Here is a 9,829-nt window from a genome sequence, read left to right as displayed (position 1 = left end):
CCATTTCAGTAAAAACATGTCGAGGTACGCCAACCAAGCGTTTGAATTCAGAATCTGAAAAACGATTTAATTTCTGATATCTCATGAAATTTATATTGAGGTGGTTTTTACTTTCGCAAGAGGTCTATTATTAAAAGTACTAACTGATAATGGATATCCTGATAAGAAATTTTATAAAACTCAAGACTATGTAAAGTGTAAAGAAATTTTAAAACTAGATAGTTTTGAAGTTCAACTTAATCAATATCCTAATTTAGGAGTTTTCAAACCGTTTGTAAGTTGGAATAGCTCAAGCCCTACAAAATCTATCGTTTGGTAAGATGGTTATAATTCAGTTAAGCATAATAGAGGCGATAATATTCATAAGGCAAACCTTGAAAATTTACTTAATGCTGTCTCAGCGATTCATATACTTCTAGAAAGTCAGTATGGTAATAAAATATTTAAAAAATGGGAAAGCTATACAGAAGATAGAAGTATGTTTTACACAGTTAAAGCTCCTATTTGGGAGTTAAAAGAAATTACAGTTCCTATATTGGAGCAAGCCTATCAAGTAAAAACTAGTTGGATTGGTCCTAGAAAGTATTTTGAAGATTTTCCATTATAAGAGTTAATTTTTACTGACAAAAACTCTGTGAAGCTAGATAGATAAAACATTTTAATTTAGGTTGACGAGATACGGCATAAATAAAGCATTAAATGATACTCAAGACCTTATACAGCAAGGCTTTAACCTATTTTACTAAATCATCATTCTGTCAACCTACGTCAACCTACGTCAACCTAAAAAAATGCATTTCGTATAGCTACGTATAGCAAAAAAACGCCGTGTATCTTGTTGTACAACACTGGTGCAATTTACTTGGACGGCTCTATGCTTCAAACCACATTGAAAACCCATTGAGAACCTTACAAATAAAGCATCACGGCTCTTTTATGTGGATTATTGAAAGTAGCTTTTTGTCCAAGTACGTCCAAGTAAATCCGTACAGCTACGTACAACAAAATAAGTAAAAAAGAGCTTAAATCTTGTCATACAAGACACAGGCAATTTACTTTGACAGACCCACACATAAAACAGCATGTATATTCAATTGAAAGCCCTACCAGTATTACATTACAGCCGTTTTAAGTGCGTTTTTTAAAGTGGCGTTTCGTCAAGGTACGTCAAAGTAAATCCGTATGACTACGTATAACAAATTCAGGGTTTAGAATCTAAAATTCACCCTTATGGATTTCAAATCTAATAGGGTTTAATCGCACTGGCATATTACCGATCTGTGTCGCAAAAAGGCTTTAAATCTTGCATGACAAGGTTTTATGTTTTGTTTGACAAGATGCCTTTAAAATCACCCTTAAAAATACACTCAAAGCTGGGCTATACAAGGGTTTTAGAGCTTTTATTAAAAGTGCGTTTTGTCATGCTACGTCAAACAAAAAAAGTCTGTTTTGTCGTGCTACGTCGTACAAGATAGGCACAAATTTAGAGATACGAGGACGGCTTATTTTGTGTGATACAGCTCACTTACTAAAATTAGTATGTATGCCAAGCAATATAAGGGACACGGCGACTTTTGATCTTTAATTTCGTATCACTACGTATCACAAGATAGTTGAAAAAGAGCCTATTCCATCTAAGTACATCTAAGTAATTTTTGCTTTACAGCGTATTGATGGAAATTGATAAACAGGCCATATAGGGAAAGTCTTACAGCAGAATTGTAATTTTCATTTCGTAAAGCTACGTAAAGCAAAATTACCCTTACAGCACTACATACCAAAACAGCATAAAAACACGCCTAAAGCCACACGGTGCAAGCTTTACGTCAATTCTGACGATAAAGTGTTTTGTAAGACTACGTAAGGGTAAATGAACATGGAGAGAATTATATTTTTCCTTGATGGGCTACCAGTAGTAAGGTTATTAAAATGACCTCTAATCCATACACATAAAGGCTTTCCGCTATTTGATGGTTGCTTGATTCCATCAAGGTACATCAAGGTAAACGTGCCTTTAAATTTCGTCACTGGCGAAAGTTAAAAACAATTCCCCATTTTAAATGCGGTATTGGGTTTAAGGGTTTTAGGTGCATCCAATTTGGGATATACCCCTGAAAACAAAGGTAAACGCAAAATTGCGCTCTATAAATATCAAAATCAAATAACAGGTTTTATAAGGTTCTAGCCCTTTTAACCGCCCCGATAAAACACAGCAAGCCAATACACCAGTAAAGCTAATATTTAAATAAAAGGCGTGGGAGAGCGTTAAAGCGTGGTTTTAATGCCCCCAAATTTGGGGGTATCTTTTCACTACATTTTAAATGTGGTTCGGTGCAGTGGGTGAATTAAGGTTTAGGCACATGATAAAAACCGCCTAGCAGTGATTAAATTAGTCGCTATATAGTCACAGTGAAATTTATAGAAATATAAATAATTGTTTTAATTAATTATATTAATTTAGATTACGTTCTGTATTGGAAAATAACACTGCTATTGATGAAAAAGCCCTCTGATCAGGGCTTTTGATCTTTAAGCCAGACGTATACTGCTTTTATGCGCAAACCACAGATAAACACACAATAAAGCGATGGCAATGCAAAAGCTAATGACCCCGAAACTTAATCCAAAGTGATCTGCCAGATAACCCACAGCTACAATAGGCACAATCGTACCCAAATAACCAATAAAAAGATAAGTCGACATCACCGCAGCACGATTCTCTAAGCTGGTCATGGCATGAATGAGACCAAAGGAACCAATCAAGGTCAGGCCATGTCCGACACCAACGAGAAAATCACTGATAAAGAAAAATGCACTCAGTTGAAATAGCATACACAGCGCCAAAATGCCTAAGCTTGCAATCAAGGTAATTAAGCCATAGTTGAGGCACTTATAAGCAGGAATACTTCTGGCAAAATACTGCACCACGGCAGAGACAATGAGAATGCTGGTAATGGCTGAACCGCTGATAAGGGGGCCGTGCCACGGCAAAATATCCCGCACAAATGACGGGGATAAGGATGCAAATAAACTAAACGCGGCAAAGGCACTAAATGCGGTAAATCCAACGATCAAAAACAACTGATGATATTGCACTTCTGGTCGGAGTAGCTTTGGGGCAATACTAAAGGGCTGTGCGGTAAATGTGGGAGACTCAACCCAAAATAAACCAAAGAAACACAGTACAGCACCAAGAATGACCGGTAGATAAGGGCTGACCAAAGGGTATTCTGAAAATTGAGCTATCAGGCCACCAATCAGCGGGCCTAAGCCAAAACCTACTGCGGTAATAATCGAACTGAGCTGCGGCGCAATCTGTTGATGGCTTTTGGGCACGGTATACATCAGTCCCAGTAAGGCCGAAGTGGTCATCAAACCAGATGCAATACCAATAATAAAGCGCCCCAAAGATAAGATGAGAGCATCAGAAGCATAAGCGGAAATCACCAACCCGATGCTGATAAACACCAACCCTACTTGTAAGGTGCGTAAATAGCCAATGCTATTACTGGTCCGGCCGAGAAACAGTAAAGTAGCGAGACAACCAAACATATAAGCCACAAAAATATAGGTAATCTGACTCGGCACCAGATGCCATAAGGCTTGATACAGCGGGTAAAGTGGACTGGCTAAGGCAGTCCCCATCGTTCCCATCATTAAGGCGAGGCTGACCATACAAAATGGACGCCAAGAAGTGCTTGTTGTCATGCAAATGCCATGCGGCTCTCTCGGTCAAAACAAGAATATTTTGATGCCCAAGAGAAAAAGGATAGAGAGCAACAGTGTATCGGTTTGTGGAAAAAATGGTCAACTAAAAACTTGAAAAAGAACGCAATAAAACTTAGCCATAGCGTTTCAGCAGTTTTAAGAACTCAGCCAACTCCTCTTCATTAACCTGTTCAGCTTGTGCTAATACATGATGGCGTAAGTGTGCTTCAACGAGTTCATTCATCAGCCCATTGACCGCGCCTTTAATAGCAGCGACTTGTTGTAAAACATCGATACAACTGGCATCGGGATGTGTGATCGAGAGTTCAACTGCGTTGACCTGCCCTTGTAAGCGTTTCACACGGTTTAAAATTTTTTTATCTTCATGCAAATGGCTCAACACTTTGCTCCAAAAATAAATATACTAAGGGGGAGTATATTGGTGAATGATTTAAAATGCAAAATACCCCATCACGTCAGCATACGCATCATTTTGATGACGGTAATCCACTGGCACAAAAACGGATTTTAATGGCGACCATTTTAACGGCAGTCATGATGTTATTAGAAGTGATTGGTGGATGGATTTTCCAATCAATGGCTTTGCTGGCGGATGGTTGGCATATGAGTTCGCATATGTTGGCACTGGGTTTGGCTTATTTTGCTTATCGTGCTGCACGGCATTATGCCCATGATCAGCGCTTTAGTTTCGGCACATGGAAAATTGAAATTCTTGCAGGTTACAGCAGTGCTATTTTGCTGATGGTAGTAGCAGGTTTTATGGCTTTTCACTCGATTCAGCGTCTATTCTCGCCTGTACAAATTCATTATAACGAAGCGATTCCAATTGCGATTTTAGGCTTATTGGTGAATTTAATCTGTGCATGGTTGCTGCATGATGGTCACCATCACCATCACCATCACCATCACCATCACCATCACCATCACCATCACCATCACCATCACCATCACGCTCATGATCATGCATCAGAAGTACATAGCCATCATCTTGATTTAAATCAGAAAGCTGCATTTATGCATGTGGTGGCAGATGCCGTGACTTCCATTTTTGCCATTATCGCACTGATTTTTGGTAAATATTTGGGCTGGGATTTTCTCGATGCTGCCCTTGGGATCGTGGGGTCAATACTGGTGGCCAAATGGGCACTGAGCTTAATGCAAGAAACAGGAAAAACCTTGTTAGATGCTGAAATGGATCATCATGTGGTGGATGAAATTCGCGAAGTGTTGGCAGAACTACCGCAGACGACCTTGACCGATTTACATGTGTGGAAAGTAGGCAAAGGCAAGTTTTCCTGCATTTTGGCTTTAGAAACGACGGTAGACTTAACTGCGGATCGCGTGCGGGCAATGCTCTCGATTCATGAGGAAATTGTTCATGTCTCGGTGGAAATTAATAGTACAGCCCTCACTGTTCCACGTGAAACTTTGGCCAGTTCATAAGCAAGGCGTGTTGGGTTTCGGTAAAGCCGTGGAAAAAATGATTCAATGCTTGAATAATACGCTCTACACTAGCACCGTGGTTCTCCGATTGAAAGAGCAAAAAGTGATGATAAAAAAACTGGGTTTGGCACTACTCACAAGTGCAATTGCAAGCATGAGTATGGCCAGCGTAGAAAGTGTTCAAGCCAACTTAAAAAAGAATTATCCAAATATTAATGTTCAAAATATTCAAAAAACAGAAATGTCGGGCATTTATAGCGGATCTTTAGATGGCGAAATTGTGTATTTAGGCGAAGCGGCTGAGCATGTGATTGCAGGTTCGATGGTACGCTTAAAAGATCAGAAAAATTTAAGTGCTGCCTTATATGTGCAACAGAATTCGCTCGATTGGAACAAGTTGCCGCTAAAAGATGCCATTAAAAGCGTTAAAGGCAACGGCAAACGCCAATTGGCGGTTTTTTCAGACCCAAACTGTCCTTACTGTAAGCAGTTAGAGGCTGAGCTGAATAAACTGAATGATGTGACCATCTATACCTTTATTTATGCTATTAAGGCGCAATCGATTGCACCGTCGAAACAAGTGTTTTGTGAAGCAGACCCTGCCCTCGCATGGAAAAATTTGATTGCGAAAGGGACCCAACCGACGTCGAAAAAACCGTGTGCCAATCCAATTGAGCGCAACATTCAACTCGGTCGTAGTCTGGGTTTACAAGGGACGCCTGTGGTTATTTTCTCAAATGGCTTTAAAGTGAATGGTGCTGTGCCTTCAACCACCATTGAAAATATGTGGCGTGAACTGGGCTTATAAGAGTTCAAAGATGCATAAAAAAAGCACCTGAAACGGTGCTTTTTTTAATGGCTGAGTTTAGGTTTTTTTGGTGACCATGTTGTAAATGAATAGAATAACGATAGCCCCAATAACTGAAGCAATAAAGCCTGCGGCAGAGCCTTCACTATAGAGACCAAGTAAACGACCACCATAAGTGGCTACGAGAGAACCTGCAATCCCCAGTAAAGTGGTGACAATAAATCCTGCTTTGTCATCGCCAGGATGGATAGCACGTGCGATGAGACCTGCAATAAAACCAATCACGATTGCAACGATAAGTGACCACATGAGCCAGCTCCTTTTTTATCATGTCTTTGTTTTTACATCATGTGCAAAAATATCATCAGGCATAATGCGACTGTGCGGTAGAGCGAATCTGCTAAAAACTGTATGTTTTATGTACTTAGCTCACGATAAAAATAAAAAAAGTGGCCTTCGGCCACTCTTTTTTCGATTGATCTTAAAGACCAATTTCACCAATAAATGGCAAATGACGGTACTTTTGGTCATAGTCTAGGCCATAACCCACAATGAATCGATCTTCGACATTAAAGCCTAAAAACTTCACATCGAGTTCAATTTCACGGCGTGAAGGTTTGCTGACTAAGGTACATAGTTCAATTGAGTTGGGAGAGCGTGTTTCTAAAATTTCGAGTACTTTGCTCAAGGTGTTGCCTGAGTCGATAATATCTTCAATCACCAAGACATCTTTACCGCGAATTTCACCGTCTAAATCTTTTAAAATTTTTACATCACGTGAAGATACCGTACCGCCACCGTAGCTCGAAACCGTCATGAAATCGAGTTCATGGGGTTTTGAAATGGTACGACATAAGTCTGCCATGAAAATGACTGAACCACGTAATAAACCAATCAGTACGAGTTCCTTATCACTGTTTGCATAATGCGCATCGATTTGTGCACCAAGCTCTTTTACTTTCGCTTGAATCTCTTCAGTAGAAATCATTACGCTCATTTGAACGGTCATGGGTAGATACCTAAAAATTAAAAAAAATCAAAAATAAAAAAGGCGTTGACCTGCAACACCTCTATATATGCATTAATTTTAATATATCTCTAAACGAGATGCACCCCCTTTTGCCCGCTGAAAATGTAATCATTTCATTGCAGGCGGGATGCAGCTTGGTTTAGAAGCGAAAAACAAAGTCTTTTCAAAACTTGATTAACCGCTTAAATTTACGCTATTTGCTACTTAGTTTTGCACATAGGCTTTCTGACCAAAAATATAAGTCGCATGAATATTGCGGTCATCACCCATGGTCATTAGGGCAAATAACGCATCTTCAATCCCTTTTGCACGTTGCTGACGTAATGCTTGCAGCGCGGTTGCTTTGAGGTCGAGCACCACAAAGTCGGCTTCTTTGCCTATATTAAAGTTACCGAGTTTATCATCCAAGCTCAGTGCTTTGGCACCGCCCAGCGTAGCGTGGTAGAGCGATTCAAACGCAGACAATTTATCGCCCTGAAGCTGCTGCACTTTATAGGCTTCATTGAGGGTTTGTAGTTGGTTAAAAGAGGTCCCTGCACCAATGTCTGTACCCAGCCCCACTTTTACCTGCTTTTCCCAAGTCTTATTCAATGGAAATAAACCACTGCCTAAAAATAGGTTGGAGGTCGGACAGAAAGCAATGGCTGAATCCGTCTGATGCATGCAATCCCACTCCGCGTCTTCTAAATGCACGCAGTGGGCAAAGACCGAATGCGAACCGGTTAAGCCAAAGTGATGATAAACATCGAGATAACCTTGCTGCTCAGGGAATAAGTCTTTCACCCAAGCGATTTCATTTTTATTTTCACTTAAATGCGTATGCACATACACATCTGGGTATTCAGCTTTGAGCTGCCCTGCTTTAGCCAATTGCTCTGGTGTTGAGGTTGGAGCAAAACGTGGCGTAATCGCATAAAGGTTACGGCCCTTGCCATGCCACTTCTCAATCAGTGCTTTAGAGTCCGCATAAGCACTGTCAGGTGTGTCACACAGACCTTCAGGTGCATGACGATCCATCATGACTTTACCTGCGATCAGGCGCATCTGGTGCTGCCCTGCTGCTTCAAATAGTGCATCTACCGATTCGGTATGCACAGTACAGAAGACCAAGGCTGTGGTGGTGCCATTTTTTAGCAGTTCTTGCACAAAGAATTGGGCAATCTGGTCGGCATAGGCTTTATCTGAAAATTGTAATTCGGTTGGGAAGGTATAGGTATTGAGCCATTCGAGTAGCTGTTCACCATAGGCCCCCACCATTTCTGTTTGTGGAAAATGAATGTGGGTGTCGATAAAACCCGGCACAATCAATTTTTCAGGATAGTGCTGAACCTCGATGCCAACAGAAAGGTGCTGTTGTCCCTCCTGCCAAGATCCAAACCATTGGATTTTGCCATTTTGGCTAATCAGTAAACCATCTTCTACGTAACGCACTTGGTCGTGAATTTCACGCGCTTGGGCAACCGTATTCTGAATATCTAGGAAGCGACCGCGAACCGCCGTCGTTGCAACTACAGAAGACATTTTAAACCTGCGTTTTGACTTTTTTTCGATTGATTGTACCGTAAACTGGATTTTTTTCACGGCTATTTACTGAAGTTTTTATTTGGGTTGTGAACACTACATTTTAAATGAAAGACTGGAGCAGTATTTTCTTAAAAATTGAACTGTTTTGAGGCCAGACATGTACCTGTGCCATCGATAAGATCATGATTTTTTATGCAATACATAAGCACAAGCTTTGAGCTTAAATGATTCAATCTATTCGCAAAATTTTGTTGAGAAAGTCTTTATCTTTAAATGCTGAATCAGTACAGTGTCGGCATTGATAAAATAAGAGACAATGACCGGCATGTATTTTTGGAATACCAAAGCATTAGCACATGAATTATCTAGCAACACCCTCGATAAAAAGCATTATAAAAATTATTACTTAGTCACCGCCTTACTGGTTTCAGTGGTGTATTACTACGGCATGTATTCACCCTATGGTGATGTCCGTGTGATTGGTGTTGAGGGACTTCTGACTTTATTGATTATGTTTATTGGGATTCAAAGCGCTTATAAAGCCAATGGTGGCGATGAGGGCGAGCATTTCTTAGGTCGAATCACAGCGTTGTCTTTTCCCATTTTGGTGCAAACCACTGTAGCTGGTGTTGTATTTGGCGCATTGTTATTGGGGCTTTATTTTGCTTTTAATCTAGAAGGTACAGCGTTTGATGATTGGTATGAATGGACTATTTCGCTGTTTACCATTTTCCTGCAAATCTTGTTTTTCACGCGTTTGGTGTCTTATATGAAGCGGGTTAAAGCCCATACCATTTAAGCTTGAAAAAAATATTGTTTTCGAATGTATGCCTGTCAGTTTTAGAGTTGACAGGCATTTTCTTTTTCAATTTAAACTTTATTTAATACACGGAAGCGTCACCCGCAACCTGAGTAGTGTTTGGAGTAGATTATTTTTGCAACACAAATTTTTTAATTATAGAAAGTGAATAGGTTTTGCGGAGGACAAATGCTTTCCTTACGAAGCTTCGCTTCTCATTTGGTGAAACAAAAGAATAATTGAGCTCCCAGTATCGAACTTAAAAAAGATAAGACTCTGTCGTGAATAACCTAAAAGTGATGGTGCTCCTACTAAAACGCCTGAACAGACCCGCATTAATCTTTGGACACTTATTTTAAATAGGTGATTTAGGGCTTGTTGAGAATTAACAAAGGCTACTGATTAATTTATAATAGTACTATGGATAGATACATACTTACTGATGCCCAATGGGCAAAAATGGAACCTTTTTGCCTAGGTAAAGTGACCGATCGAG

Annotated in this window: 9 protein-coding genes and 1 pseudogene; 4 read left to right on the top strand and 6 right to left on the bottom strand. The window is 40.0% G+C overall.

Annotation, left to right across the window (positions count from 1 at the left end; all coding sequences use genetic code 11):
* A pseudogene (locus tag MF4642_RS16780) lies at positions 1 to 85 on the bottom strand (IS5/IS1182 family transposase); the annotation flags it as partial.
* Between the two features lie 393 nt (positions 86 to 478).
* Between MF4642_RS16780 and MF4642_RS17295 the strand changes: the two are divergent.
* Positions 479 to 607 (top strand): hypothetical protein, encoded by a 129-nt coding sequence (locus MF4642_RS17295; RefSeq protein ID WP_264754347.1) that lies wholly within the window; start codon positions 479 to 481, stop codon positions 605 to 607.
* A gap of 1,922 nt (positions 608 to 2,529) precedes the next feature.
* On the opposite strand, the gene MF4642_RS15790 is transcribed toward MF4642_RS17295, so the two are convergent.
* Positions 2,530 to 3,675, bottom strand: coding sequence for an MFS transporter (locus MF4642_RS15790; RefSeq protein WP_078426808.1), 1,146 nt, complete (start codon positions 3,673 to 3,675; stop codon positions 2,530 to 2,532).
* 166 nt (positions 3,676 to 3,841) lie between these two features.
* Positions 3,842 to 4,108, bottom strand: coding sequence for a metal/formaldehyde-sensitive transcriptional repressor (locus tag MF4642_RS15785; protein ID WP_004697473.1), 267 nt, complete (start codon positions 4,106 to 4,108; stop codon positions 3,842 to 3,844).
* Positions 4,109 to 4,164: 56 nt separating this feature from the next.
* Between MF4642_RS15785 and dmeF the strand changes: the two genes are divergently transcribed.
* On the top strand, positions 4,165 to 5,172 hold the full coding sequence (gene dmeF / locus MF4642_RS15780; RefSeq protein WP_078426807.1) for a CDF family Co(II)/Ni(II) efflux transporter DmeF: 1,008 nt from the start codon (positions 4,165 to 4,167) through the stop codon (positions 5,170 to 5,172).
* A gap of 106 nt (positions 5,173 to 5,278) precedes the next feature.
* The gene (locus MF4642_RS15775; RefSeq protein ID WP_004697476.1) at positions 5,279 to 5,980 is read left to right on the top strand and encodes a DsbC family protein; all 702 of its coding nucleotides are present in this window, start codon (positions 5,279 to 5,281) and stop codon (positions 5,978 to 5,980) included.
* A 57-nt stretch (positions 5,981 to 6,037) separates the two neighbouring features.
* On the opposite strand, the gene MF4642_RS15770 is transcribed toward MF4642_RS15775, so the two are convergent.
* The 3 genes from MF4642_RS15770 to guaD all read right to left on the bottom strand — a co-directional run bounded on the left by MF4642_RS15770 (position 6,038) and on the right by guaD (position 8,531).
* The gene (locus MF4642_RS15770) at positions 6,038 to 6,289 is read right to left on the bottom strand and encodes a GlsB/YeaQ/YmgE family stress response membrane protein (RefSeq protein ID WP_004977734.1); all 252 of its coding nucleotides are present in this window, start codon (positions 6,287 to 6,289) and stop codon (positions 6,038 to 6,040) included.
* A gap of 172 nt (positions 6,290 to 6,461) precedes the next feature.
* On the bottom strand, positions 6,462 to 6,989 hold the full coding sequence (gene hpt, locus MF4642_RS15765) for a hypoxanthine phosphoribosyltransferase (protein WP_004697480.1): 528 nt from the start codon (positions 6,987 to 6,989) through the stop codon (positions 6,462 to 6,464).
* A gap of 225 nt (positions 6,990 to 7,214) precedes the next feature.
* Positions 7,215 to 8,531 carry a guanine deaminase gene (gene guaD / locus MF4642_RS15760; protein ID WP_078426806.1) on the bottom strand — a complete coding sequence of 439 codons (1,317 nt, stop codon included), beginning with the start codon at positions 8,529 to 8,531 and terminating at the stop codon, positions 7,215 to 7,217.
* A 328-nt stretch (positions 8,532 to 8,859) separates the two neighbouring features.
* On the opposite strand from guaD, the gene MF4642_RS15755 reads away from it, so the two are divergent.
* Positions 8,860 to 9,333 (top strand): hypothetical protein, encoded by a 474-nt coding sequence (locus MF4642_RS15755; RefSeq protein WP_078426810.1) that lies wholly within the window; start codon positions 8,860 to 8,862, stop codon positions 9,331 to 9,333.
* Positions 9,334 to 9,829 lie beyond the last annotated feature (496 nt).

This window comes from Acinetobacter sp. MF4642, from assembly GCF_002018925.1.
GTDB lineage: Bacteria > Pseudomonadota > Gammaproteobacteria > Pseudomonadales > Moraxellaceae > Acinetobacter > Acinetobacter johnsonii.
Note: the sequence above shows the minus strand (reverse complement) of the source record. Positions and strands in the feature narration are given on the sequence as shown.

Coding starts and splice junctions, on each gene's coding strand:
- MF4642_RS17295 (WP_264754347.1), top strand. CDS start 479: ATGTTTTACACAGTTAAAGCTCCTATTTGGGAGTTAAAAGAAATTACA.
- MF4642_RS15790 (WP_078426808.1), bottom strand. CDS start 3,675: ATGGTCAGCCTCGCCTTAATGATGGGAACGATGGGGACTGCCTTAGCC.
- hpt (WP_004697480.1), bottom strand. CDS start 6,989: ATGACCGTTCAAATGAGCGTAATGATTTCTACTGAAGAGATTCAAGCG.
- guaD (WP_078426806.1), bottom strand. CDS start 8,531: ATGTCTTCTGTAGTTGCAACGACGGCGGTTCGCGGTCGCTTCCTAGAT.
- MF4642_RS15775 (WP_004697476.1), top strand. CDS start 5,279: ATGATAAAAAAACTGGGTTTGGCACTACTCACAAGTGCAATTGCAAGC.
- dmeF (WP_078426807.1), top strand. CDS start 4,165: ATGCAAAATACCCCATCACGTCAGCATACGCATCATTTTGATGACGGT.
- MF4642_RS15755 (WP_078426810.1), top strand. CDS start 8,860: ATGTATTTTTGGAATACCAAAGCATTAGCACATGAATTATCTAGCAAC.
- MF4642_RS15770 (WP_004977734.1), bottom strand. CDS start 6,289: ATGTGGTCACTTATCGTTGCAATCGTGATTGGTTTTATTGCAGGTCTC.